Origin of the sequence: Acinetobacter sp. CIP 102529 (assembly GCF_000368325.1) — a bacterium.
Classification (GTDB): domain Bacteria; phylum Pseudomonadota; class Gammaproteobacteria; order Pseudomonadales; family Moraxellaceae; genus Acinetobacter; species Acinetobacter parvus.
On the sequence record NZ_KB849355.1, the window covers coordinates 781,496 to 804,845 of the forward strand.

Consider the following 23,350-nt stretch of genomic DNA (forward strand, 5'->3'; position numbering starts at 1 on the left):
ATTAGTCAATCTTACCATTTCGGCTGAAACTTGGAAGATTGAAACCAGGTTCTTTATGCATCCATACATAAAAAGCACGCCCTGTTAAATTGGCTTCTGGGACAAAACCCCAAAAACGGCTATCAGCGCTTTGGTCACGGTTATCCCCCATCGCAAAATACTGGCCTTGTGGTACAGTCACTTCCCAATCCCGTCCATTACTTTTAATAAACACATCATTGGCTTTTGCCACAAATGGCACTAATGCTTCAGCGCCCTTTAACTGAGCAAACTGGAACTGTTCAGCCAAAGGATTACGCCCATCCAGATAACGGATCAGATGCTGATGCTCACCTAAAGTCTCTTTAAAATAATATACGGTTGGCGTTTCAAGTTGATCCTTTTCACGTTTAACCTCAGTAGCAACTTTTGCAATTTGCTGACCATTAATGATTAGCTGCCCATCTTTAAACTGAATATGGTCACCAGGCAAACCCACTACACGCTTGATATAACTAATAGTAGGCTGTGGTGGATAACGGAACACGATGACTTCACCGCGCTTTGGTTCACCAACATTAATTATTTTGGTATTTATAATCGGCAAACGTACACCGTAATCAAACTTATTCACCAAAATAAAGTCACCTGTTTCCAAGGTAGGCACCATAGAGTCAGATGGGATATTAAATGGCTCATAGAGGAAAGAACGTAGCACCAACACCACAGCCAATACTGGCCAGAAATCATACGCCCATGTGATCACAAAGTTTTCCTGATCACGTCCCTTATTTGCACGTTGTTTCAGTACAAACTTGTCAAGCAACCACACGATAAAAAATATCAGTGTGACTGGAACGAGAATCAAATTAAAATCAAAATCCATGAGCGATTCCTAAGTCTTTTTCTATCGATCAACTTTTAATACAGCCAAGAACGCTTCCTGTGGAATTTCGACACTTCCCACCTGTTTCATGCGTTTCTTACCTTCTTTTTGTTTCGAAAGCAGTTTCTTCTTACGAGACACGTCACCACCATAACATTTTGCCAAAACGTTCTTACGCATGGCTTTAACGGTAGAACGTGCAATGATTTGCGCACCAATCGCTGCCTGAATCGCCACATCATACATTTGGCGGGGAATCAGGTCTTTCATCTTCTCAACCAGTGCGATACCACGATGGCGGGCATCCTGACGGTGACAAATCATCGCCAAGGCATCCACCTTTTCGCTATTAATTAACACGTCAACCTTAACCAGAGATGAACTCTCAAAACGGACAAAGTTATAATCCAGTGAAGCAAAGCCACGAGAACATGATTTCAACTTGTCAAAGAAATCCATAACCACCTCAGCCATTGGAATTTCAAAGGTGATGGATACCTGATTACCCAGGAATTTCATATCTTTTTGCACACCACGACGCTCAATACACAAGGTCATGACATTGCCCAGATATTCCTGTGGCACAAGAATATGACATTCTGCAATCGGCTCACGTAAGTCTTCAACTGTTGAACCATCTGGCATTTTCGATGGGCTATCGATATAAATAATGTCGCCTTTCTTGGTCAATGCTTCATAAATTACAGTTGGCGCAGAACTAATCAGGTCAAGATCATATTCACGTTCCAAACGTTCCTGCACAATTTCCATATGCAGCATCCCCAAGAAGCCGCAACGGAAACCAAAACCTAAAGCATCAGAGCTTTCTGGTTCAAAGAATAAAGCTGAATCATTAATCTGGAGTTTTTGCAGAGCCTCACGGAATGGCTCGAAATCACTGGCATCAATTGGGAAAAGCCCAGCATACACCTGTGGCTTCACTTTCTTAAAGCCTGGAAGTATTGCAACATCGGGAGTAGATGAAAGCGTGATGGTATCGCCGACGGGTGCACCAAAAATATCCTTGATACCCGCAATGACAAAACCAACCTCACCTGCCTCAAGCAAATCAGTTTCAGTATGTTTTGGATTAAACACACCTACCGATGTCACAGGATGCGTTTGTCCAGTTGATTTCACCAGCATCTTGTCGCCCTTACGGATACGACCCTGTTTAATGCGGACAAGCGAGACAACACCCAAATAGTTGTCAAACCATGAGTCAATGATCAACGCCTGCAACGGCGCATCACGGTCACCTTCTGGTGCTGGAATCACATCGACCAGACGCTCTAAAACGCCCTCAACCCCTAAACCTGTTTTTGCAGAACAGGTTGGCGCATCTGTTGCCTCAATCCCGATAATTTCTTCAATCTCATGGATGACACGCTCAGGTTCAGCCTGAGGTAAATCAATCTTGTTCAGGATGGGCAATACTTCCAAGCCTTGCTCAATTGCGGTATAACAGTTTGCAACAGATTGAGCCTCAACTCCCTGTGCCGCATCCACGACTAGCAATGCACCTTCACATGCAGCCAAGGAACGTGACACTTCATAAGAAAAGTCAACGTGCCCTGGCGTATCAATAAAGTTGAGTTGATATTCCTGACCATTCGGATGCGTATAGTACAACGTGACCGACGCAGCCTTAATGGTAATCCCACGTTCACGCTCAAGCTCCATGGAGTCTAGCACCTGAGCCTGCATCTCACGATCCTGTAAGCCGCCACACATTTGAATGAAACGGTCAGCCAGTGTTGACTTACCGTGGTCAATGTGAGCAATAATCGAGAAATTTCGTATATTTTTGATATCTACGGATTTTTTAGCTTGCGCCATGGGTTACCTTGAGAAAATAGAACGCCTGATACTTTAAAAAAGCAATAGGCCAAAGCGGTTTAACAAAATTGTTGCCGATTATAACAGAACAGCTTTTCAAAGTATCCAAAATAATGAGTTTCATTTAAAGGCTTCATGGTTCACGCAACACCTTCATTCATTCCATAGCAGCATAGGAAATTGAAAAATCCATCGGATTCAAATCAGCTGGAATGGGTTGGTAGGCATGGGTAAAACTTGGTGACATGCGTTTTGGACGACCTGTGGCAATTTCAATACAGGCCCATTTAGTGTTACCAACGAACAGGATACTTTGATCCTTGGGACGGTAAAATGCATACTGGCGAAAAGAATATAATGCATTAATATCATTAAGCCACGTCCTTAAGATGACTTCCTCCCCCTCAAGTGCAGCTTTACGATATTGCACATGGTGTTCAACCGCGACCATCGCATGATTGAGTTCCAGATATTGTGCCAGCCCCAAACCCAATGCTTCGATATGCGCCTCAGCAACATCTTGCATCCACTGGATATACATCACATTGTTGACATGCCCAAGTACATCAATATGTGCTGGCTGAACCTGTATTTTTAAATCAAAAATGGTACTCATTGGTCTGATATTTCATTCGTCAAAGTTTCGTTGCATACACTAGTCTAAACCCATCGTCATTACAAAATAAAAACCACCCCAATGAGGAGTGGTCTTAAAAATCAAGATGAATTACTGAAGACGCAAACCAACAATTGCACGTTGCCCCTGACGGATAATCACAATACGGGCCACACTATTTTTTGGCAATGCTGCAATTGCCTTAGCAAATGCCTGACTATTGGCAACAGGTGTGCTGTTGACTTGTACAATCACATCCCCCGCAACCAGATTCGACAATGAAGCCAAACCACCACGTTTCACCTCACGGACCAAAGCACCACCATTAACATTTAAACGGCTTTGTTCAGCTTCCGTCAAGTCACGGATATTCATACCCAAGCCATTGGTTGGATTATTTTTATCCTCAGCCGCAGGTGTATCATCTGGCGCCACACTTAAAGTCGCAGAAATTGTACGGATCTTGTCATCTCTCAGAACTTCCAGCTGGATGGTCTGGTTTGGTGCAATACGGTTTAAGCGATAAATCAGGTCGCTGGTACGGCTAATGCTATTACCATCCAGTTTTAAAATGACATCACCTGGTTTTAGGCCTGCTTTTTCAGCAGGAGATTTTGGCGAAACCTGATTAATCAATGATCCTTCTGGTTTTGGCAGTTTATAGGCATCGGCCAAGTTGCGGTCAATATCCTGCAACATCACCCCCAAATAAGAACGCGTTACCTTACCACTGGTTTTCAGCTGCTGCACAACATCCATCGCCACATCAATTGGGATAGAGAAAGACAAGCCCATATAACCACCCGTACCACTAAAGATACGCGAGTTTACACCCACTACCTCACCACGCTGGTTAAACAATGGACCACCAGAGTTGCCTGGGTTTAAGGCTGCATCGGTCTGAATAAATGGAACTGACGTTTCACCACTCATATTACGTGACTTTGCGCTGACGATGCCTGCCGATGCTGAGTAATCAAAGCCAAAAGGAGAACCTATCGCCAACACAGGTTCACCCACTTTTAGCTGATTTGAATCACCAATTTTCAGTTCAGGGAAACTCGCGCCATTCACTTTTAGCAAGGCAATATCAGTGCGCTCATCACTTCCAACTAAGGTCGCATCAAGCTCACGACGGTCATTTAAGGTAATGGTAATACGTGAGGCATCGTCAATGACATGACGATTGGTTAACAGATAGCCATCCTTGCTGATAAAAAACGCACTGCCGTAAGCCGTTTTTTCCTGTGGCCCCTGCTGTTGGGGAATAATCACCTGATTACCAAAAAAACGGCGTAAAATTTCGGGAACCTGTTGCTGCAACAACTCTTCCTGAGTCATTTTCTTCACAACATTCACACTCACCACAGCAGGGCTAACCTGCTCAACGAGACTTGAAAAATCTACTGGCGATGCAGCATTGACTTGAGCAGCTGCCACCGTAAATACCGCAGCATACATTCCTTGTTGTAAATAGCGACTTTTCATGAAGCAAGAACCTACATACTGATGATCAAATAAAATTCAAGATTATGTTTTTATCACAACCCTAGCATTCTTTTCGTAAAAATATGTTTATATTTTCAAGGTATACAACGAAATAGAATGGCAGAATGTGAATAAATTGTGGAGTTCCACCTCAATCTTCACTCTCAGCCATGTTTTACCATGGGAAGCCTTAAAAAAAGATTAAAACAGTGTTCCAAATCGTAATTGACCTATATTTATATAGATCTGCTAAATTATGGCAAGCAATTAAAATAAACTTATTCGCTAAAATTTCATTCAATTCCAGGCAGATTGGCACTTGCCTTTTTCATTAAAAAGCGTTGTCATTAGCGAACGTTTGAAAATGAAGCAGATCGTCATGCCTGATTTAGAAACAATTCACCATTTTGATGTGATTATTGTAGGCAGTGGTGGTGCGGGCCTAAGCCTCGCACTCTCTTTACCGAGTCATTACAACATTGCAATTTTGGCAAAGGCGGCGCTCACGGAAGCCAGTACCTTTTATGCTCAGGGCGGTGTTGCTGCGGTACTGAACGAGACTGATTCCATTCAACAACACATTAGTGACACGATGATTGCAGGCGCACATTTATGTGAAATGGATGCCGTCAAACATACCGTTGAGGGTGGCAAACCCTCTGTTGACTTCCTGCTGAAACAAGGTGTGCAGTTCACACTGGATGATGACGAGCAATTACACCTTACCCGTGAAGGGGGGCACTCGCAACGCCGTATCATCCATTCAGCGGATGCAACAGGCAAAGCAATTTCAACCACATTGGTTGAACGCGCCAAAGAACGCGACAACATCACCATTTTTGAAAATTACATTGCAATTGACCTGATCACCTTGCATAAACTTGGCCACCAGAACCAGCCTAACCGTGCAATTGGCTTATATGCCCTGGATGAAAGTGCTGAACAGGTTCATACGTTTCTAGCCCCTTTCACCGCTTTGGCTTGTGGCGGTGCAATGAAAGCCTATCTATATACCTCAAACCCTGACATCGCAACGGGTGATGGTATTGCAATGGCCTATCGTGCGGGTTGCCGTGTTGCCAATATGGAATTCAACCAGTTCCACCCAACCTGCTTATATCATCCCAAAGCACGTTCGTTCCTGATTACTGAAGCAATGCGTGGTGAAGGGGCTTATCTGCGTTTACCTGATGGTGAACGTTTTATGCTGCGTTTTGATGAACGTGCCGAACTTGCCCCCCGTGATATTGTGGCCCGTGCCATTGACTACGAGATCAAGCGTTTGGGTATCCGCCATGTATGGCTGGACATTACCCATAAATCACCAGAGTTTATTACCGAACACTTCCCTACACTCTATGCACGCCTGCTAGAGCTTGGTATTGACATTACCAAGGACATGATTCCTGTTGTACCTGCTGCCCACTATACCTGTGGTGGTGTGATGGTAGATTCCAGCAGCCACACCGATTTGACAGGTTTGTATGCCATTGGTGAAACCTCCTACACAGGTCTACACGGTGCAAACCGTATGGCGAGCAACTCCTTACTTGAGTGCTTTGTGTATGGCATGAGTGCGGCGGAAGATATTGAACAGAAATTTGATGAGGGCTTTAAATTCCCTGAGGTTCCTGCGTGGGATGAATCACAGGTCACCGATGCGGATGAAGATGTGGTGATTCTGCAAAACTGGGATGAATTGCGTTCAACCATGTGGAACTATGTGGGAATTGTACGGACGACCAAACGTTTACAACGTGCCCTGCACCGTATTGAAATGTTAAAACGTGAAATCACGGAGTATTATCAGGACTATCGTGTCAGCAAGAACCTGATTGAATTGCGTAATCTGGTGCTTGTTTCTGAGATGATTGTTCGCTGTGCCATGCAACGCAAGGAATCCCGTGGTCTGCATTACACGCTGGATTATCCTGAACTCTCCAGTGAAATTCGTAAAACTGTTCTGACACCACCAAATTTTGCAGTGGAACAGCCATTGGTGAATGAGTAATTATATTTATTCGATGTAAAACAGCTTCTAAGCAAGCTGTTTTACATAATTTAGGGCGTCTTCAAACACAAGCTCAGCATTCTGTGTGGCATCCAGTCGCTTAATCCGTTCAGGTTCAGCCTGCCACAAGCTTTCATATCCTGTCCGCACCTTGGTAAAGAAGCTCAGCTTTTCCTGCTCAAAACGATCCAGTGCCCCACGCTCTCTGGCACGGGTCATACCCAGTTCAATCGGCGCATCCAACCAAAAAGTAATATTCGGCATATGGGAAACGAAAGTCTGGTTAAGTAGCTGCAATTTTTTCTGACTTAAACCACGCCCAGCACATTGATAGGCAAAACTGGCATCGGTAAAACGGTCACTTAACACAATCTTGCCAGCCTCCAAAGCTGGAACAATCACCTGCTGTAAATGTTGCGCCCGTGCCGCATAAATCAATAACAGCTCAGTATCATGGCTCATTTGTTCTTCATGATTCACCGCCAACAGCAACGAGCGAATCTGTTCCGCCAATGGCGTTCCACCTGGTTCGCGGGTGAGCTGCACCTGTTTACCCTGCTGTTCAAAGTACTGGTGAATTTTGCGAATCAGCGTGGTTTTGCCCACACCTTCCGTTCCTTCAAAACTAATAAACATCATTCACCCTGATTTTTCTTTGAACGTAACACAGTTAAATATTCCTGTACCGCACGGTTATGCTCTTCCAACGATGCTGTAAATTTATGTCCACCATTGCCTGTGGCAACAAAATAAAGATTTTTTGAGTCATCTGGATGCATGGCAGCCTCAATTGCTTTTTTACTTGGCAAAGCAATTGGCGTTGGTGGCAATCCGTTAATAGTATAGGTGTTATACGCTGTTGGGGTACGTAAGTCATTACGGGTGATATTCCCTTTATATTGATCACCCATGCCATAAATCACGGTTGGGTCTGTTTGCAGACGCATTCCGATTTGCAGGCGACGCACAAACACACCTGAAACCTGTTGCAACTCACTGTCCAGACTGGTTTCCTTTTCAATAATCGAAGCCATGATCAATGCTTCATACTTATCTTTGTAAGGGAGATTCGCCGCTTTATTTGCCCATGCCTCATCCAGTGATTTCATTTGACGGCGGTATAAATCGGTCAGGATTTTTTTGTCCGTTTCACCTTTTGCGAAGAAATACGTATCAGGTGCAAACAAGCCTTCTGGATGTGAATATGGAATGTCCAGCTCCTTAAGCAATTGATCCTGTGGCAAATCCAGAATGGTTTTGCTGACATTTGGGTCTTTTTTAAGATTCTGAACCAGTTGCTTAAACGTTGTTCCCTCAATCACCAGAATACGGTTCATCTGTGCATTTTCAGCATTCGACAACATATCCAGCACCTGACGAACACTCATGCCATGAGTGACTTCATACACACCCGCTTTCATACTGTCATGAATCATGAACTTCTGGTACAGCTTTAATATTATCGGAAAATTCACCTTATTTTCTTTTGCAAGACGGTCAATAAATCTGGAATAGGTATCGCCCGAAGAAATGACCAAAAGCTGTTTCTTGCCCTCAACAGGATAATTCTTAAACAGGCTTGTGCCCACAATGCTCAACAGGATGACAAGTAAAATAATGATCGCGCCCAAAAATGCTTTCACTGGAAATCTGGATTTCGGCGTGGCTTTCGGTTTTTTATTGCTTTTGCTTGAATTTGGCGGCTTTGGCATATTAATCAATCTGGTTCAGTTTTAAAGTTTTAAATAAATCAAGACAAGGTTGTTGCTCTAAAGCTCGATCATGAAATCGAACAACCGCTTTCATCGGGTGCAAGGCATTACAGAAAAATAGGCTTTGAATCTGCCCAAGCTCATCTATTCCAATATAGCGTTGCTCACATTCAATCTGTGATTGCTGCATTCGCGACAGGATAGTTGCCCGCATGACACCGTGCACGCCATTATAACGAAGTTCTGGCGTAATCCACCGTCCATTTATACGAATAAAACAATTACTGCTCACGCCTTCAACAATATAACCCTGTACATCACTGACCAATGCCTCAAGCCAACCCTGCTGGTCTGCTTCCTGTTTCAATAACACCTGTTCCAAACGGTTCAGGGTTTTTAAGCCCACCAGATTCGGCATGGTCAGGCCCAAAGCACGATTTAGCATGCCACTGGCAATCCATTCAGGCTGGAAAGCCTGCAATGTGGCTGGATAATACCAAAGGTAAATATCGGCGGGATGCAAAGGCAAGCTATAGCCACGGTTTCCCTCTCCACGACTAATCACGATCTTTAAGGTGCCGTTTAAGCTTGAATGCTGTTGTTGCAACTGCTCGATTGATTTTTCAATTTGAGATAAATCAGCATCCAGACTCAGGTTCTGGCAAGCTAGTTTTAAACGTGCAAAGTGCAATTCTTTTAGTTCAAAATTTTCCTGAAAAATACGTGCTGTGGTAAAGCAGCCATCTCCATAGTGAAATGCCCGATCAAGTAAAGGAATAGAATCAATGAATTGTCCATTTTTATAGCATTGCATGATTCAAACACCTTTCAACCCAAATAGTCCACATGATTAACAATAAATAACTCTTTGATTTTAAATAATTATACCAACTTAAGCAGTGAAATAAAAATTTATTATTTATCAATAATTCAGCATAGCTTATCTATTTTATGCAATTGCATTTTTTTCATATCAAATTCGTTTTTAATTATTTTTTTTGCAAAAAAACTGGCGTTATGCTGCATCCATATTCCAAACATTCATTTAGTTTCAAGGGGTTTTTCATGCGTTTATCTCAGTTAAAAGTTGGTGTCATTGCCGCATTACTCTCAGTGTCTTCTTTTGCAGCACAAGAGTTTTTAAATGTCTCTTATGACCCAACCCGCGAGCTTTATACCGATTTCAACAAGCAGTTTGGTGCTTTCTGGAAACAGCGTACAGGTCAGGACATTGACTTCAAACAATCCCATGGTGGTTCAGGCAAACAGGCCCGTGCCGTGATTGATGGCTTAAATGCTGATGTGGTGACACTTGCCCTTGCAGCAGATATTGATGAAATTGCTGAAAATGCAAAATTGCTTCCAGCAGACTGGCAGAAGAAACTGCCAAATAACTCAACACCTTATACCTCAACCATCGTTTTCCTTGTGCGTAAAGACAACCCTAAACAGATTAAAGATTGGGGCGACCTGGTTAAACCAGGTGTAGAAATCATTACCCCGAACCCTAAAACTTCAGGTGGTGCGCGCTGGAACTATTTGGCAGCATGGGCTTGGGCAAAACACCAGAAAGGTGGTAATGATGCCAAGGCACAGGAATTCGTACGCCAGATTTATAAACAAACCAAGGTGCTTGATTCAGGTGCCCGTGGTTCAACCACGACCTTTGCTGAACGTGGCATCGGTGACGTGTTGCTGGCTTGGGAAAATGAAGCATTCCTTGCCGTACGTGAGCAGCCAGGCAAGTTTGAAATTGTGACTCCATCACTTTCAATTCTTGCTGAGCCACCTGTGGCCGTGGTTGAGAAAAATGCCGAGAAGAAAGGCAACCTGCAAATTGCCCGTGGTTACCTGAACTATCTCTATTCACCAGCGGGTCAGGAAATTGCAGCGCGTAACTTCTACCGTCCTCGCAACGCAGCTGTTTTAAAGAAATATAGCACCACTTTTAAGCCTCTGAAGCTTGTGACAATTGATAAAGAGTTTGGTGGCTGGACCAAGGTACAAAAAACCCACTTTGACAACGGCGGTATTTTTGACCAGATCGTTAAGACCAATAGTACAGGCAAATAATAAACTCTCCTTGCGCTGTAGTTGATAACAGCGCAAGGGGGAAGTTAAGAAGGAGAATAGACATGGTTCATACAGTCATTGTTCCTGGTGTTGGTGGCAGTGAAGCACAACATTGGCAGTCGTGGTTACAACAGCAACTCGTGTCTAGTTCTCGTGTGCAGCAAAAACACTGGGACCGACCAGTATTAAATGAATGGGTTGCCCAGTTTGTCAAAACAGTTGCAGCAATTAAATCGCCTGTGCAAATCGTTGCACACAGTTTTGGTTGCCTGACCAGTGTTGCGGCTCTTGCTGAACATCCTGAACTCAGGGCAAAGGTGAAAAACCTGATTCTGGTGGCACCTGCCAACCCTGCCCGTTTTGGTGAAAGTGGCTTTGCCCGTCATAGTCTGACGGTCTACAAGCAATATTTTCATCAGCTCAGCATTGATGTGCCGACCACATTATTGATTAGTGAAAATGATCCATGGCTGGGTTATGTCGATGCGTTACAGCTTGCACAGGCATGGAAACTCACTCCGATTAATCTGGGTCAGGTTGGTCATATCAATGTGGCATCTGGGTTTGGTCCTTTTCCTGAAATCCTCAATTACATGCTGCCCGAAAAAAAGATGCAGCCTGTAAACCGAATGAGTCAGGCAAATTTTAACCTGAAATTTGCCTAAGCTCAGCTCTTCATACCTTTAGTTTTCGCGTTATTTATTTGCTTACTGGTCTTTAGCAAGCATCTCTCATCTTGAGGAAATATCATGTCGCAGCGTTCCCGAGTGCTGTCTGGGTTTGGTCTCTCTTTAGGCTTTACCCTCGCTTACGTGTCTTTCATTGTGCTTATTCCTTTATCTGCTGTGTTTATCAAATCTTTTGGGATTGGATGGGACGGATTATGGGAAATCTTAACTTCTGAACGAATTTTAAAGTCTCTACAACTAAGCTTTAGTGCTGCCCTGATTGCCGCCACAGTCAATGTGATTTTTGGCTTATTACTGGCATGGTGCTTGGTACGTTATAGCTTTCCAGGCAAAAGAATTGTCGATGCACTGGTAGATCTTCCTTTTGCGTTACCCACTGCGGTTGCAGGTATTGCCCTCACCTCACTGTATGCAAAAAATGGCTGGATTGGACAATATCTTGAACCTTTAGGTATTCATGTGGCCTATACCCCGCTGGGTATTACCCTTGCCCTGATCTTTATTGGCCTGCCTTTTGTGGTGCGTACCGTACAACCTGTACTCAGCGACATTGAAACGGAGCTTGAAGAAGCGGCTTCTGCACTGGGCGCAAATCGCTGGCAAACCATTAGTAAGGTGATTCTGCCAATTTTATTCCCTGCATTACTGACAGGTTTTGCGCTGGCATTTGCCCGTGGTGTTGGTGAATATGGTTCAGTTATTTTCATCGCAGGGAATATGCCATATAAGACCGAGATTGCACCATTGATGATTATTTCCCGTCTGGAAGAATATGATTATGCAGGTGCAACCACCATTGCCGTGGTGATGCTGGTTCTCTCCTTTGCCATCCTATTTTTAATTAACTTATTACAGGCATGGGCAAGCCGCCGTACAGGAAGAGTTGCACAATGAGCTTAAATAACAATAGCAATGCATTGGCACTCAAGTTACAGACCCGCGATGCAACCCGTGAACCGACCTGGGTACGTTATACGCTGATCACCGTGGCAATGATTTTCTTTCTGAGCTGCCTGATTTTGCCGCTGATTCTGGTGTTTGTAGAAGCGTTTAAACAAGGGATTGAAGTGTATATCAATGCCTTGACCGATTCAGATACCCTGTCTGCGGTGAAGCTGACTTTATTAACCGCTGCAATTGCCGTTCCAATCAATGTGGTATTCGGGGTTGCCGCGGCATGGGCAGTGGCTAAGTTTCAATTCCGTGGCAAGGCCATCCTCACCACCATTATTGATATGCCGTTTTCGGTTTCCCCTGTCATTGCAGGTTTAATGCTGGTGTTGATTTTCGGTACACAAGGCTGGATTGGTGGCTGGTTAATGGATCATGACATCAAGATTCTATATGCCGTTCCCGCAATTGTATTGGCGACCATTTTTATTACCGTTCCTTTTGTTGCACGTGAACTGATTCCACTCATGGAAGCGCAAGGCACAGAGGAAGAAGAAGCTGCGATTGTTTTGGGTGCTTCAGGCTGGCAAACCTTTTGGAAAGTGACCCTGCCAAATATTAAATGGGGTCTGATTTACGGTGTGATTCTATGTAATGCCCGTGCAATGGGTGAGTTTGGTGCGGTATCGGTGGTGTCAGGACATATTCGTGGCCAAACCAATACCTTACCGTTACACGTTGAGATTCTTTATAACGAATATACCTTTAGTGCTGCATTTGCTGTGTCTTCATTACTGGCATTTTTAGCGATTATTACCCTGATTTTGAAAACATGGTTAGAAATCCGTCAAGACCAAGCCAACGAACATCAGCCAAATACATAAGGAATGAACACATGAGTATTCAAGTTAAAAATATTGAAAAACACTTTGGTGCATTCCATGCGCTAAAAAACATCTCCCTAGACTTTCCTGAGGGTGAACTGGTTGCATTGCTGGGTCCATCTGGCTGCGGTAAAACCACACTGTTACGCATCATCGCAGGACTTGAATCTGCGGATGGCGGTCAGGTCTTGCTTGAGGGTGAAGATGCCACCAACATCCATGTGCGTGAGCGTCAGGTCGGTTTTGTGTTCCAGCATTATGCTCTGTTCCGCCACATGACTGTGTTTGATAATATCGCTTTTGGTTTACGCGTGCGCCCACGTGCCACCCGTCCAACAGAAGCTGAAATTAAAAAACGTGTGACTCGTTTATTGGACTTGGTGCAATTGAGATTTCTGGCTGACCGTTACCCTGCCCAACTTTCGGGTGGTCAACGTCAACGGATCGCCTTAGCCCGTGCTTTAGCAGTTGAACCCCGTGTCTTATTACTGGATGAACCGTTTGGCGCACTAGATGCCAAAGTGCGTAAGGAACTACGCCGCTGGTTGCGTACCCTGCATGATGAACTACATATCACTTCCATCTTTGTGACCCATGATCAGGAAGAGGCGCTGGAAGTTGCCGATCAAATCATTGTGATGAACAAAGGTGATGTTGAACAAATTGGTTCACCACGTGAAGTGTATGAAAAACCCGCTACACCGTTTGTATTTGACTTTTTAGGTCAAGCCAATCGTTTTGAGGGGGAACACAGCGGCGGGACCATCCACATTGGTGATGATCGTATTCAGCTTCCAAATACCTTAGATGCACCGCAAGGCAAAGTGATCGCCTTTGCACGACCAAATGAACTACATATTCATGCACAACCACAGCCCAATACCATTGAGGCAACGTTTCTACGTGAAGTCTGGATTGCTGGTAAAGTCATTGCTGAATTACAAGATCGCAGTGGACGTAACATCGAAATTTTATTAAGTGTAGAAGAAGCGAATTTACATCAATTCAAGCCAAATCAGACCGTTTGGATTAGCGCGGCTCAACTGCACTTATTTGCAGACCAAACAACGCAAGTGGCTTAAAATAATATATGGAGGAACACTAAACTTCCCTACTGAACTTTAGTTGTTCCCCACCTTTTATGTGGAAAAATATTTATGAACTTTCAACAACTCAGAATTATTCGGGAAACTGTTCGTCAAAACTTTAATTTAACCGAAGCGTCTGCGGCACTTTATACCTCCCAGTCAGGTGTCAGTAAACACATTAAAGATTTAGAAGATGAACTCGGCGTACAATTGTTTGTGCGTAAAGGCAAGCGTTTACTGGGGCTCACTGAACCAGGCCAATCATTATTGAGTATTGTTGAACGGATGCTGGTCGATGCAGACAATATCAAGCGTCTTGCCGATGACTTTAACAAGGTAGATGAAGGAACACTGACCATTGCCACCACCCATACTCAGGCACGTTATATACTTCCACCGATTGTAAATCAGTTCAAGAAATTATTTCCAAAGGTTCACTTGGTCTTACAACAGGCCAGTCCAGTAGAAATTGCAGAAATGCTACTTCAGGGCGAGGCGGATATTGGCATCGCAACGGAATCATTAACCACAGAGGAAAATCTTGCAAGCGTGCCTTATTATGAATGGCATCATAGTATCATTACACCTAAAGATCACCCATTGGCCAAATTGGACAAAATTAGCCTTGAGGTCTTGGCGGAATATCCGTTAATTACCTATCATGGCGGTTTTACAGGGCGTTCCAAGATTGACAAAGCTTTTGAAGATGCGCAACTGCATGCTGACATTGTGATGTCTGCACTTGATGCCGATGTCATCAAGACCTATGTTGAACTGAATATGGGCGTAGGTATTGTCAATGATGTCGCCTATGATGCTGAGCGGGATTATCGTCTGCAACAGATCAAAACCGATATTTTTGGTGCCAATACCACTTGGATCGCAGTTCGCAAAGGTCATTTACTGCGTGGTTATGGTTATGAATTTATCTCGTTATGCTCGCCTAAAACAGATATCAAGGCGTTAAAAAAGGTTGCTTATCCTGAAGAGTAATCATAGAAACTCATCTTTGAATCTTTTCTTCTAAAAATTTAGAGCATAAAAAAACGGGCATAAAGCCCGTTCTTTTTTAAATGGTTTAGAAGCTAAAGCTCACACCCACTTTTGCAACTGGCATCCACTCATATTTACTTTTGTTTTCAATATTGCGTTCTTCTTTCGCAATTTCATCATTCAAGCTAGCACCGCTACCATTAGTAGCTGTACCACCATTTACGTTTTGTAAAGTTGCTGTTGGATTGCCAGTATAGTAAGCACCTACCTCACCAAATACACCAATATTTTTATAGACTTGTGGTGCAAAACCAAAACCTAAATATGGTGCGATATCGTTGTCATACTTCATATCACCTTTCAAATGAATATTTGAGTCAGCGTTGAAGTCTGTTTTGTTAATCGTAAAGTTACGGCCTTGAGAAATACGGCGATCCAATTTGTATTCATTATCGATATATGCCACACCTGCCGCAACATATAGCGAACGCGCTAAACTCTCACTTGCGCCCCATGGATAAAGTTCAGCATTTAAATATGTCAGGTTATTATCCATATCTAGATCATATTTGGAGCCATTGATAGAGAGATCATCAGACCAAGAAATATCACCGCCGTTATAACCTAAAGTTACACCAACGTATGGATTGACACGGTAAGAAATCGCACCACCATAACCAGTCGTACCAACTTCAGCACGAACTGAAACTGGAGCTAAGTAAGAAGGTAATCCATAAGCTGATTCTTTAACAATTTGCTCATCTGCAAAAGCAGTACCTGCAATTGCTGTTAATACACCAGCCGCTAACATAACGCGTAAAGTTTTCATCGAAGTCTCCTTAAAAAATACTTTTCTTAAATATAATTGTTACCGTGGTTTTATATTACAATAATGATTCATATCTTTTTATACAGAAACTGATTACTTTTTGTTATTTTTTGTTACAAATTCAGAATAATTATATATTTCAAAATAATGTATAAAAAACAATTAAATCCGAATTTATTACAATTTTATTGCTTAATTTTAAAACACTTTATTGTAACGACTTTTTTCAAAGATTCTTCGATCAAATTAGTGTAAAATCTTTAAAATTTTTTTTGGATGAAGGAAGATCATGTCTCAGCTTTCTACGATCATTGAGCAAGCATTTGAAGACCGTGCCAACTATAGCGCAGCGGACTGCCCTACAGAAATTCGTCAAGCCGTTGAGGAAGCATTAACTGGTTTAGACAACGGTACACTTCGTGTGGCTGAAAAGATTGATGGTGAGTGGGTTGTTCACCAGTGGTTAAAAAAAGCCGTTTTACTTTCATTCAAACTGAATGACAACCAGCCAATCGAAGCATGTGACCTACAGTTCTATGACAAGGTGGCAACCAAATACTCAGGTTGGACTGAAGAGCAGTTTAAAGCAGCTGGCGTGCGTGTTGTTCCTCCTGCGGTTGCGCGTCGTGGTAGCTTCCAAGCGAAAAATGTCGTATTAATGCCGTCTTATGTCAATATCGGTGCGTATGTTGACGAAGGTACCATGGTAGATACATGGGCAACTGTTGGTTCATGTGCGCAAATTGGTAAAAATGTACATTTATCTGGTGGTGTAGGTATTGGCGGTGTATTAGAACCATTACAGGCGAATCCAACCATCATTGAAGACAACTGCTTCATCGGCGCGCGTTCTGAAATTGTAGAAGGCGTAATTGTTGGTGAAGGCTCTGTAATCTCTATGGGCGTATTCATCGGTCAATCGACTAAGATCTATGACCGTGAAACTGGCGAGATTCATTATGGTCGAGTACCAGCAGGTTCTGTGGTTGTTGCGGGCAGTCTGCCATCTAAGTGTGGTACCTACAGCCTTTATGCCGCGATTATCGTGAAAAAAGTGGATGCAAAAACACGTGCAAAAACCAGCTTGAATGACTTGTTACGCGCTGACTAAGCAACTCTAACCCCGTTATTTTTCGTCTCTACAATCAGTCATGGTTGTAGGGATTTTGTTCTTTTATATGGTGTGGTTCTGAATCTATGGCTTCCTTACGTTCTTCTGCAATTCCTGTCTCCGATCCTGCGGCTGGTTTACGCATTACCGAGATTTTTTATTCCTTGCAAGGCGAAGCGAACACTTTTGGTTTACCTACCGTTTTTATTCGCCTGACAGGTTGCCCATTACGTTGCAGTTATTGTGATACCACCTATTCATTTGAGGGCGGTGAACGTCTGTCACTTGAACACATCATTGAAACAGCAAGCCAGCATAAAACGCCTTATATCTGCGTCACAGGTGGTGAGCCACTAGCACAACCGAATTGCTTAATACTATTACAGCGCCTGTGTGACCTGGGTTTTCAGGTGTCGCTTGAAACCAGTGGTGCGTTAGATGTTTCAAAGGTAGAGCCACGTGTTTCCAAAGTGCTGGATTTAAAGACACCGACATCAAAAGAAGACCATCGTAATCTACTAACCAATCTTGACTATTTAACCCAGCACGACCAAATTAAGTTTGTGATTTGTAATCGTGAGGATTATGAATGGTCGAAGCAACAGTTGATCAATTTTCAATTGCAGGATAAGGTCAGTACCGTTTGGTTCTCCCCTGCCTTTGCCGTTGAAAAAGGTGCGGCTGTCCTGCCTGCTCTTGCGCGTGACCTGGCACAGTGGATTTTAGATGACCATCTCCCTGTTCGCTTCCAATTACAGTTACATAAGCTGTTATGGAATGATGAATCTGGTCGCTAAACAGTTCAAAATCGGTTCATTTTCGAACTTGCTTTCATTAAATATATTTAGGTTGAATCATGGAAAATAATATGCGTTCCCGTGCCATCGTATTATTGTCTGGCGGCTTAGACTCGACAACATGTCTCGCTTGGGCACAAGCAAACTATGACTGTATCGCCATTAGTTTTATGTATGGTCAACGCTCTACAACTGAGCTTGATGCAGCTAAGGCACTTGCACAACGAGCAGGTGTTGAGCACCGCGTCATTAATATTGATCTTGGCAATTTAGGTGGTTCAGCACTTACAGACCATAACATTGATGTACCAGAACAATTACAGGAAGGTATTCCTGTAACTTATGTTCCTGCACGTAACACAATTTTCCTGTCCTATGCGCTTGCCGCCGCTGAGGTTTTTGATGCCGAAGCCATCGTGATTGGGGTCAATGCCGTTGATTATTCAGGATATCCTGACTGTCGTCCTGAGTTTATTGATGCATTTGCCAATCTTGCGCGTTTGGCAACAAAAGCGGGTGTGGAAGGAAAACCCCTGAAAATTGAAACACCTTTGTTACATTTATCCAAAGCGAATATTATACGCTTAGGTATCGAACATGGCGTAGACTATAGTCAAACGGTATCCTGCTATCAGGCAGATGCTCAAGGACGTGCGTGTGGCAAATGCGACAGTTGCCGTTTACGTCAACAAGGTTTTATCGAAGCAGGTATTGCGGATCCTACACGTTATACCGAATAGACGATATAGGGTTATAATTAGGTACAATATATGAAGTTTTTTAAATCAAATCTTATTCTTTCCACCATGATGTCAGCGGCTGCCCTACTTGCAACGGCAACCCATGCTGCGGATGAGAATCCACTCAAAGCTGCGTATAAAAGTACCAATGTCAAATCTGCATTGATCAATGTGTGTAAAGACCAGACCACAAAGGGTGGAAAACTGACAGCGGCAGAAGTCAGCAAATTCTGTTCTTGTAATATTGAGGCACAGGGCAAAGTAACTGAAGCACAAAAATGGGAAATTCAAAGTGCAATCAATGCCAAGAAAAGCCCAAGCTCCCTTGCCTTTGTACAGCAACAGAATAAGGATTTACAGGCTTGCCTAGGCGCACCACTTGTCACCAAGCTAGAAAAATTGACTCAGGAAGCAATGGAAGCTGCCCAGCAACAGGCACCTAAAAAATAATCCTGCGCTGTTGTAAACAAGGCCTGCATTTATGCAGGCTTTTTTGTAGGTTCTGTTAAACTTTCCTTTATGCTGAAAAAGGGGGAGAATTCCATACCACTGTGATTGAGGGGGCGGATTTTTAACAAAGCTATTCCTGTACGTCATGGAAATATTGTTTATGATGAAGAATATGTTTTTTTAGCCCTTGAATCAGATCAAATTTAGCTTTGGCAAAGGATACAAAATGTCTGAACAGATCCAGCTACCCAATCAAACCTTTCCAGCCACTCAGGGCGAAATCAACCTAGCCGAACTCACAAATGAATGGCTGGTATTATATTTTTACCCAAAAGATTCAACCCCTGGCTGTACAACCCAGGCGGTTGGCTTTTCCTGCCTAAAAGACCAGTTTGATGGATTGAACTGTAAGATCATTGGTGTATCCCGCGATTCAGTCAAGGCACACCAGAACTTTACCGAAAAACAGGCACTGACCATTGACCTGATTAGCGATAAGGAAGAAGTGCTTTGTAAGCACTTCGATGTGATTAAGGAAAAAAATATGTATGGCAAACAGGTGATAGGGATTGAACGCTCTACCTTTATTTTCCATAATAAACAACTAGTTAAAAGTTATAGAAAAGTAAAAGCGACGGGACATGCCGAACAGGTGCTTGAAGATTTAAAAACACTACAGGCAGCTTCGTAAACCCTGAATACAAGAGGCAAGTTTCACTTGCTTTTTTATTGAGGAAAAATTGCTCGCCTGTTTGGGCTTGGGGTATGATAAAAACGTTAAAATAATTCAACCAAAGGCATTTAAATGAGTCAGTTCAAGGTATTTATCTCGTTGCCTTTTTATCTTTTTATCTCAACATGTGGGGCGAGTTCAACCACAATGCCACAGGATATTGCTACGCCCGTTCGCCAAATTCAAAAACCCGCCCTGGAAATAAGCTGTCAGGATTTACAGAATCCAGCCTATCAGCAGGTCATCATGAATGCGATTAATGAAATTCGGCAACATCCACGTCAATGTGGGCAACAATATTTTGCTGCTGTGGCACCGCTGAGATGGAATAGCGGTCTGCATAGGAGTTCTCTTGCCCACGCACAGGATATGGCGGAACATAATTTTCTGGGTCATAGCAGTAGCACAGGCTTGAATTTAAGGTCACGTCTTCAACTGTATCAGGTTAAAACACGTGGTGGCGGTGAGAATGTGGCACGGGGCCAAAAGAATCTGGATGAAGTCATGGCAACCTGGGGCAGCAGCCCTGTGCATTGCAGCAACCTGATGCAGTCAAAATTTACCGATTACGCAGTTGCCTGTAGCTTTGATGAATCGGAAAAACCCAAGGCATACTGGGTGCAACAATTTGGTGTTCGTTAAGAGGAAGCATGATCCAGTCTGGTACATTCACTACCCCCAAAATTGAAAAAATAGACTGGGAAACTCTGGAACTCAGTATCACCGATCCATTTTCAAACCGAATCATCTTTTGGGAAGATGCTTAATCTCCCTACCTGATGATGCCTCAATATTGGAACGGTCATTGGCATTAAACTTTTGTTGTAAGGTCTGGTAAGTTGATGTTTTTTGAAATTCTTCAAGAAAATAGACTGTGCCTTTAGGGAAAAATTCAGTTTGAATCTCACCTCGATAATAGGCTTCTCGCATAGGCGTGGCTGAAATTGAATCCTTTAAGCTATCTAACTCAACCATTTCCCATTCTGGAAATAAAGCTAAATAATACGAAGATTCATCTTTGAAGTGACCAATCAAACCTACTTTTGCATTTGGCTGAACCACTTTATTGACTAAATCTTTAACCTGTTTAACCCATTTTTCATCGTTATACACATCGACTACATGGACAAAGTGAATCCGTTTTTGCTCATCCTCAGGGAAATTGGCAAGAATCATTTGCTCACGTTCATGGGCTAAAAATGGATTTTTGATATTCCGTTCTGATTGTGCTGAACCTAATGCCAATATCACATGCTGACTTTGCTGCAACGCAATTTCAATCGTTTGTAGATGTGCCAAATGAAAAGGCTGAAAGCGTCCAATAAAAACAAGATAGTCAAATGTGTACATAGGCGTAATTTCACTTTTTGTGAACTCATCAGTTGCACCATGTAACGCAAATATGCGACATAATGAGAGCACTTAAAAAATCAATCTGGATTAAAGCAAGGATAGTACGATGACACTTAGCTGTATTCAACAACCTCATCAACATTTGCAAGCAAATTTAGAAGATGGCGTACTCACCTTAGCCATTAACCGTTCAGAAGCAAAGAATGCACTTTACGGCGAACTTTATCTATGGATTGCAAAAGCATTAGATGAAGCCGATACAAATAAAGATGTACGTGTTGTGATTTTACGTGGTGCAGAACAAGATTTTACTGCGGGTAATGACATGAAAGACTTCATGGGCTTTATGCAAAAGCCATATGAAGGCAAAGCGGGTGATCAACCTCCATTTGTATTATTAAAAGCTGCGGCTCGTTTTTCTAAGCCACTCATTATCGCAGTGAAAGGTGTTGCAATTGGTATTGGTGTAACAATCTTATTACATGCTGATATCGTATTTGCAGACAATACTGCCCTATTCCAAATTCCATTCGTGAGCCTTGGTCTTTCTCCAGAAGGTGCTGCGAGTCGTTTATTGGTCAAACAAGCAGGCTATCAAAAAGCGGCTGAATTATTATTCACAGCGAAGAAATTTGATGCTGCAACAGCAGTAAAAGCAAATCTTGTAAATGACGTTGTTGAAGATCCCTATGCAACAGCTCAACAAACCGCTCAACATTTAGCAGCATTACCTTTAGCATCTCTAAAACAAAGCAAAGCGCTCATGAAAAAAGACTTAGCTGAAATTATTGCTTGTGTCGATGAAGAAGCTGAAATCTTTATGCAACGTGTCCGCTCACCTGAAATGATGGAAGCGGTACAGGCATTTATGCAAAAGCGTAAACCTGATTTTTCCCAGTTCAATTAATGAGGTAATCACTCATTAATGAAAAAAACCACTTCATTGCAAAATCGAGGTGGTTTTTTTATTGAACGTCCCAATTTAAATATAAAATAACTTTAGGATGACACTTTCCTCATGTCAGAACACACACAAACTGAAAAGAAACGTTATTACGAAGCCGCGCCACAGGACATTGATGTTGACAATTTCCGTAAGGTGATTGAAAGCCGTCGTTCAGTACGCAAGTTCACGGATAAACCGATTCCAAGTGAAATTTTAGATGAATGCTTAGATTTGGCGTTGCTTGCACCCAATTCATCAAACTTACAGCCTTGGACATTCTATGTGGTGCAAAATCCGAGTAAGAAAAAGCAACTGGTTAAAGCGTGTTTAGGACAACTTGCTGCTAAAACTGCCTCAGAATTGATCGTATGCGTAGCGCGTACAGATCGTGTTGATGAAATGGCAAAACGCAATATTAGTGAATTTCCATTTCCTGAAGCCCCTGCAATGGTACAAAAATATTACCGCTTTATTCCGTACAACTATAAAACTGGTTATTTCAATGCATTAGGTAACTTTAAAAAAGTTGCATTTAAAGTAGCCCGCACACTTGATAAACAACTTCCTGTAACTGCATTTAACCCTGCCGATGCCAAATTATGGGCAACTAAAACCACAGCTTTAGCCTGTGAAAACCTTGTATTGGCATTACGTGCCTATGGTTTTGATAGTTGTATGATGGAAGGTTTTGATGAACCTTTGGTTCGTAAAATCCTGAAACTCAATGATCAACAATATCCTGTCATGGTGATTGGTGCTGGTGAGCGTGCTACAGATGGTGTGTTTTTCCCGCAATATCGTTTTGACCGTGATTTATTTATTCAAAAAGTCTAAAAAATTATTCAATATCTAATATTTGAATAAACTCAAAGGCAGGCTCTTCATAAGGATGGCTTGCCTTTAAAGCTTTTGCAACCGTACTTGCCTTTTCTTCTGTAACAATGGTTTCTACCCGCCATTCCTCAAGCTGTTCCAGTTCATCCAACTGCCCTAAAAATGGATTTGCACCTTGAATGGGCTTAAACTGCCCTATGCCTTTCACTTGCCAAGCACAGTGCTCATAATTACCAATACCACCTGCTCCTGCTTCAAAGATAGCAAGTTTGGTTGATTCAAGGTGAGATTCAGGCACGTAATAAATAAGTTTTAGCATATTCTTTTTGATTTCATTGTTCTTGTTTCATTCATCGTTATTTTATATTGAATCTAACAATAAAATAAGCCACCTGATGGTGGCTTATT

25 protein-coding genes and 2 pseudogenes are annotated in these 23,350 nt (G+C 42.7%); 17 read left to right on the plus strand and 10 right to left on the minus strand.

Annotation, left to right across the window (positions count from 1 at the left end; all coding sequences use genetic code 11):
- Position 1: 1 nt before the first annotated feature.
- The 4 genes from lepB to F972_RS09015 form a co-directional block, all read right to left on the minus strand.
- On the minus strand, positions 2-865 hold the full coding sequence (lepB, locus tag F972_RS09000; protein ID WP_004757704.1) for a signal peptidase I: 864 nt from the start codon (positions 863-865) through the stop codon (positions 2-4).
- A 21-nt stretch (positions 866-886) separates the two neighbouring features.
- On the minus strand, positions 887-2,704 hold the full coding sequence (lepA, locus tag F972_RS09005; RefSeq protein WP_004682650.1) for a translation elongation factor 4: 1,818 nt from the start codon (positions 2,702-2,704) through the stop codon (positions 887-889).
- Between the two features lie 157 nt (positions 2,705-2,861).
- Entirely contained in the window at positions 2,862-3,320 is a 459-nt protein-coding gene (locus F972_RS09010) for an acyl-CoA thioesterase (protein ID WP_004682651.1), read from the minus strand.
- A gap of 111 nt (positions 3,321-3,431) precedes the next feature.
- Positions 3,432-4,808 carry a Do family serine endopeptidase gene (locus tag F972_RS09015; protein ID WP_004682652.1) on the minus strand — a complete coding sequence of 459 codons (1,377 nt, stop codon included), beginning with the start codon at positions 4,806-4,808 and terminating at the stop codon, positions 3,432-3,434.
- A 373-nt stretch (positions 4,809-5,181) separates the two neighbouring features.
- On the opposite strand from F972_RS09015, the gene nadB reads away from it, so the two are divergent.
- Complete coding sequence (nadB, locus tag F972_RS09020) at positions 5,182-6,819, plus strand: L-aspartate oxidase (RefSeq protein ID WP_171055680.1); 1,638 nt, start codon at positions 5,182-5,184, stop codon at positions 6,817-6,819.
- A 27-nt stretch (positions 6,820-6,846) separates the two neighbouring features.
- Here nadB and tmk read toward each other — a convergent pair whose 3' ends face one another.
- The 3 genes from tmk to pabC are packed head-to-tail and all read right to left on the minus strand — an operon-like array spanning position 6,847 to position 9,345.
- Positions 6,847-7,455 (minus strand): dTMP kinase, encoded by a 609-nt coding sequence (gene tmk, locus F972_RS09025; RefSeq protein WP_004682654.1) that lies wholly within the window; start codon positions 7,453-7,455, stop codon positions 6,847-6,849.
- Positions 7,455-8,531: an endolytic transglycosylase MltG gene (mltG, locus tag F972_RS09030; protein WP_004682655.1), complete on the minus strand. Its 1,077-nt coding sequence runs from the start codon at positions 8,529-8,531 to the stop codon at positions 7,455-7,457. The genes tmk and mltG overlap by 1 nt, the downstream gene beginning before the upstream one ends.
- Before the next feature lies 1 nt (position 8,532).
- The gene (gene pabC, locus F972_RS09035) at positions 8,533-9,345 is read right to left on the minus strand and encodes an aminodeoxychorismate lyase (protein WP_004682656.1); all 813 of its coding nucleotides are present in this window, start codon (positions 9,343-9,345) and stop codon (positions 8,533-8,535) included.
- 251 nt (positions 9,346-9,596) lie between these two features.
- Here pabC and F972_RS09040 point away from each other — a divergent pair, with 251 nt between their 5' ends.
- From F972_RS09040 to F972_RS09065, 6 genes are all read left to right on the plus strand, one after another.
- Positions 9,597-10,604 (plus strand): sulfate ABC transporter substrate-binding protein, encoded by a 1,008-nt coding sequence (locus tag F972_RS09040; RefSeq protein WP_004682657.1) that lies wholly within the window; start codon positions 9,597-9,599, stop codon positions 10,602-10,604.
- A gap of 62 nt (positions 10,605-10,666) precedes the next feature.
- Positions 10,667-11,269, plus strand: coding sequence for an RBBP9/YdeN family alpha/beta hydrolase (locus F972_RS09045; RefSeq protein WP_004682658.1), 603 nt, complete (start codon positions 10,667-10,669; stop codon positions 11,267-11,269).
- A gap of 84 nt (positions 11,270-11,353) precedes the next feature.
- Positions 11,354-12,187 (plus strand): sulfate ABC transporter permease subunit CysT, encoded by an 834-nt coding sequence (cysT, locus tag F972_RS09050; protein WP_004682659.1) that lies wholly within the window; start codon positions 11,354-11,356, stop codon positions 12,185-12,187.
- Positions 12,184-13,068, plus strand: coding sequence for a sulfate ABC transporter permease subunit CysW (gene cysW, locus F972_RS09055; protein WP_004682660.1), 885 nt, complete (start codon positions 12,184-12,186; stop codon positions 13,066-13,068). Before cysT ends, cysW begins: the two co-directional genes overlap by 4 nt.
- Before the next feature lie 11 nt (positions 13,069-13,079).
- Positions 13,080-14,150, plus strand: a complete 1,071-nt coding sequence (locus F972_RS09060) for a sulfate/molybdate ABC transporter ATP-binding protein (protein ID WP_004682661.1) — start codon at positions 13,080-13,082, stop codon at positions 14,148-14,150.
- A gap of 75 nt (positions 14,151-14,225) precedes the next feature.
- The gene (locus tag F972_RS09065) at positions 14,226-15,149 is read left to right on the plus strand and encodes a CysB family HTH-type transcriptional regulator (RefSeq protein WP_004682663.1); all 924 of its coding nucleotides are present in this window, start codon (positions 14,226-14,228) and stop codon (positions 15,147-15,149) included.
- An 85-nt stretch (positions 15,150-15,234) separates the two neighbouring features.
- On the opposite strand, the gene carO is transcribed toward F972_RS09065, so the two are convergent.
- The gene (gene carO / locus F972_RS09070) at positions 15,235-15,978 is read right to left on the minus strand and encodes an ornithine uptake porin CarO (RefSeq protein WP_004682664.1); all 744 of its coding nucleotides are present in this window, start codon (positions 15,976-15,978) and stop codon (positions 15,235-15,237) included.
- A 289-nt stretch (positions 15,979-16,267) separates the two neighbouring features.
- On the opposite strand from carO, the gene dapD reads away from it, so the two are divergent.
- The 8 genes and pseudogenes from dapD to F972_RS16110 all read left to right on the plus strand — a co-directional run.
- Positions 16,268-17,089: a 2,3,4,5-tetrahydropyridine-2,6-dicarboxylate N-succinyltransferase gene (dapD, locus tag F972_RS09075; RefSeq protein ID WP_004682665.1), complete on the plus strand. Its 822-nt coding sequence runs from the start codon at positions 16,268-16,270 to the stop codon at positions 17,087-17,089.
- Positions 17,090-17,175: 86 nt separating this feature from the next.
- Complete coding sequence (gene queE, locus F972_RS09080; RefSeq protein ID WP_004682666.1) at positions 17,176-17,886, plus strand: 7-carboxy-7-deazaguanine synthase QueE; 711 nt, start codon at positions 17,176-17,178, stop codon at positions 17,884-17,886.
- Positions 17,887-17,957: 71 nt separating this feature from the next.
- Positions 17,958-18,626 (plus strand): 7-cyano-7-deazaguanine synthase QueC, encoded by a 669-nt coding sequence (gene queC / locus F972_RS09085; RefSeq protein ID WP_212749517.1) that lies wholly within the window; start codon positions 17,958-17,960, stop codon positions 18,624-18,626.
- A gap of 30 nt (positions 18,627-18,656) precedes the next feature.
- Positions 18,657-19,076, plus strand: a complete 420-nt coding sequence (locus F972_RS09090) for a hypothetical protein (protein WP_004769582.1) — start codon at positions 18,657-18,659, stop codon at positions 19,074-19,076.
- A gap of 77 nt (positions 19,077-19,153) precedes the next feature.
- Positions 19,154-19,283 (plus strand): annotated as a pseudogene (locus F972_RS15395) (ATPase); the annotation flags it as partial.
- A 19-nt stretch (positions 19,284-19,302) separates the two neighbouring features.
- A complete protein-coding gene (locus F972_RS09095; protein WP_004757680.1) occupies positions 19,303-19,767 on the plus strand; it encodes a peroxiredoxin in 465 nt (154 codons plus the stop codon).
- Positions 19,768-19,881: 114 nt separating this feature from the next.
- The gene (locus F972_RS09100) at positions 19,882-20,451 is read left to right on the plus strand and encodes a CAP domain-containing protein (RefSeq protein WP_004757678.1); all 570 of its coding nucleotides are present in this window, start codon (positions 19,882-19,884) and stop codon (positions 20,449-20,451) included.
- A gap of 26 nt (positions 20,452-20,477) precedes the next feature.
- Positions 20,478-20,576 (plus strand): annotated as a pseudogene (locus tag F972_RS16110) (glyoxalase/bleomycin resistance/extradiol dioxygenase family protein); the annotation flags it as partial.
- On the opposite strand, the gene F972_RS09105 reads toward F972_RS16110, so the two are convergent.
- Positions 20,554-21,159, minus strand: a complete 606-nt coding sequence (locus F972_RS09105; RefSeq protein WP_004676866.1) for a nicotinate-nicotinamide nucleotide adenylyltransferase — start codon at positions 21,157-21,159, stop codon at positions 20,554-20,556. The pseudogene F972_RS16110 and the gene F972_RS09105 overlap by 23 nt on opposite strands.
- 109 nt (positions 21,160-21,268) lie before the next feature.
- Here F972_RS09105 and F972_RS09110 point away from each other — a divergent pair, with 109 nt between their 5' ends.
- On the plus strand, positions 21,269-22,069 hold the full coding sequence (locus tag F972_RS09110; protein ID WP_004769583.1) for an enoyl-CoA hydratase-related protein: 801 nt from the start codon (positions 21,269-21,271) through the stop codon (positions 22,067-22,069).
- A gap of 111 nt (positions 22,070-22,180) precedes the next feature.
- The gene (locus F972_RS09115; protein WP_004682672.1) at positions 22,181-22,942 is read left to right on the plus strand and encodes a nitroreductase family protein; all 762 of its coding nucleotides are present in this window, start codon (positions 22,181-22,183) and stop codon (positions 22,940-22,942) included.
- 4 nt (positions 22,943-22,946) lie between these two features.
- On the opposite strand, the gene F972_RS09120 is transcribed toward F972_RS09115, so the two are convergent.
- Positions 22,947-23,261 carry a YqfO family protein gene (locus tag F972_RS09120; RefSeq protein WP_004769584.1) on the minus strand — a complete coding sequence of 105 codons (315 nt, stop codon included), beginning with the start codon at positions 23,259-23,261 and terminating at the stop codon, positions 22,947-22,949.
- Between the last annotated feature and the right edge of the window lie 89 nt (positions 23,262-23,350).

Bases quoted from the DNA above. Each gene is read 5' to 3' on its own strand.
- lepB (WP_004757704.1), bottom strand. From the start codon at position 865: ATGGATTTTGATTTTAATTTGATTCTCGTTCCAGTCACACTGATATTT.
- lepA (WP_004682650.1), bottom strand. From the start codon at position 2,704: ATGGCGCAAGCTAAAAAATCCGTAGATATCAAAAATATACGAAATTTC.
- F972_RS09010 (WP_004682651.1), bottom strand. From the start codon at position 3,320: ATGAGTACCATTTTTGATTTAAAAATACAGGTTCAGCCAGCACATATT.
- F972_RS09015 (WP_004682652.1), bottom strand. From the start codon at position 4,808: ATGAAAAGTCGCTATTTACAACAAGGAATGTATGCTGCGGTATTTACG.
- tmk (WP_004682654.1), bottom strand. From the start codon at position 7,455: ATGTTTATTAGTTTTGAAGGAACGGAAGGTGTGGGCAAAACCACGCTG.
- mltG (WP_004682655.1), bottom strand. From the start codon at position 8,531: ATGCCAAAGCCGCCAAATTCAAGCAAAAGCAATAAAAAACCGAAAGCC.
- pabC (WP_004682656.1), bottom strand. From the start codon at position 9,345: ATGCAATGCTATAAAAATGGACAATTCATTGATTCTATTCCTTTACTT.
- F972_RS09040 (WP_004682657.1), top strand. From the start codon at position 9,597: ATGCGTTTATCTCAGTTAAAAGTTGGTGTCATTGCCGCATTACTCTCA.
- F972_RS09045 (WP_004682658.1), top strand. From the start codon at position 10,667: ATGGTTCATACAGTCATTGTTCCTGGTGTTGGTGGCAGTGAAGCACAA.
- cysT (WP_004682659.1), top strand. From the start codon at position 11,354: ATGTCGCAGCGTTCCCGAGTGCTGTCTGGGTTTGGTCTCTCTTTAGGC.
- cysW (WP_004682660.1), top strand. From the start codon at position 12,184: ATGAGCTTAAATAACAATAGCAATGCATTGGCACTCAAGTTACAGACC.
- F972_RS09060 (WP_004682661.1), top strand. From the start codon at position 13,080: ATGAGTATTCAAGTTAAAAATATTGAAAAACACTTTGGTGCATTCCAT.
- F972_RS09065 (WP_004682663.1), top strand. From the start codon at position 14,226: ATGAACTTTCAACAACTCAGAATTATTCGGGAAACTGTTCGTCAAAAC.
- carO (WP_004682664.1), bottom strand. From the start codon at position 15,978: ATGAAAACTTTACGCGTTATGTTAGCGGCTGGTGTATTAACAGCAATT.
- dapD (WP_004682665.1), top strand. From the start codon at position 16,268: ATGTCTCAGCTTTCTACGATCATTGAGCAAGCATTTGAAGACCGTGCC.
- queE (WP_004682666.1), top strand. From the start codon at position 17,176: ATGGCTTCCTTACGTTCTTCTGCAATTCCTGTCTCCGATCCTGCGGCT.
- queC (WP_212749517.1), top strand. From the start codon at position 17,958: ATGCGTTCCCGTGCCATCGTATTATTGTCTGGCGGCTTAGACTCGACA.
- F972_RS09090 (WP_004769582.1), top strand. From the start codon at position 18,657: ATGAAGTTTTTTAAATCAAATCTTATTCTTTCCACCATGATGTCAGCG.
- F972_RS09095 (WP_004757680.1), top strand. From the start codon at position 19,303: ATGTCTGAACAGATCCAGCTACCCAATCAAACCTTTCCAGCCACTCAG.
- F972_RS09100 (WP_004757678.1), top strand. From the start codon at position 19,882: ATGAGTCAGTTCAAGGTATTTATCTCGTTGCCTTTTTATCTTTTTATC.
- F972_RS09105 (WP_004676866.1), bottom strand. From the start codon at position 21,159: ATGTACACATTTGACTATCTTGTTTTTATTGGACGCTTTCAGCCTTTT.
- F972_RS09110 (WP_004769583.1), top strand. From the start codon at position 21,269: ATGACACTTAGCTGTATTCAACAACCTCATCAACATTTGCAAGCAAAT.
- F972_RS09115 (WP_004682672.1), top strand. From the start codon at position 22,181: ATGTCAGAACACACACAAACTGAAAAGAAACGTTATTACGAAGCCGCG.
- F972_RS09120 (WP_004769584.1), bottom strand. From the start codon at position 23,261: ATGCTAAAACTTATTTATTACGTGCCTGAATCTCACCTTGAATCAACC.